The organism is Trabulsiella odontotermitis (assembly GCF_001188485.1).
Classification (GTDB): Bacteria; Pseudomonadota; Gammaproteobacteria; order Enterobacterales; family Enterobacteriaceae; genus Trabulsiella; species Trabulsiella odontotermitis_A.
Map to the genome: position 1 here is coordinate 1 of NZ_JNGH01000025.1, position 498 is coordinate 498.

At 54.0% G+C, this 498-nt stretch carries 1 rRNA gene; it reads left to right on the top strand.

Annotated features, from left to right (window positions below):
* Window positions 1-498 (top strand): 23S ribosomal RNA (locus tag GM30_RS01690); the annotation flags it as partial.

Consider the following 498-nt stretch of genomic DNA (forward strand, 5'->3'; position numbering starts at 1 on the left):
CTGCTGGAGGTATCAGAAGTGCGAATGCTGACATAAGTAACGATAAAGCGGGTGAAAAGCCCGCTCGCCGGAAGACCAAGGGTTCCTGTCCAACGTTAATCGGGGCAGGGTGAGTCGACCCCTAAGGCGAGGCCGAAAGGCGTAGTCGATGGGAAACAGGTTAATATTCCTGTACTTGGTGTTACTGCGAAGGGGGGACGGAGAAGGCTATGTCATCCGGGCGACGGTTGTCCCGGTTTAAGCGTGCAGGTGGAATGACCAGGTAAATCCGGTTGTTTGTCAACACTGAGGCGTGATGACGAGGCACTACGGTGCTGAAGTGACAGATGCCCTGCTTCCAGGAAAAGCCTCTAAGCATCAGGTAACACGAAATCGTACCCCAAACCGACACAGGTGGTCAGGTAGAGAATACCAAGGCGCTTGAGAGAACTCGGGTGAAGGAACTAGGCAAAATGGTGCCGTAACTTCGGGAGAAGGCACGCTGGTGCGTAGGTGAAG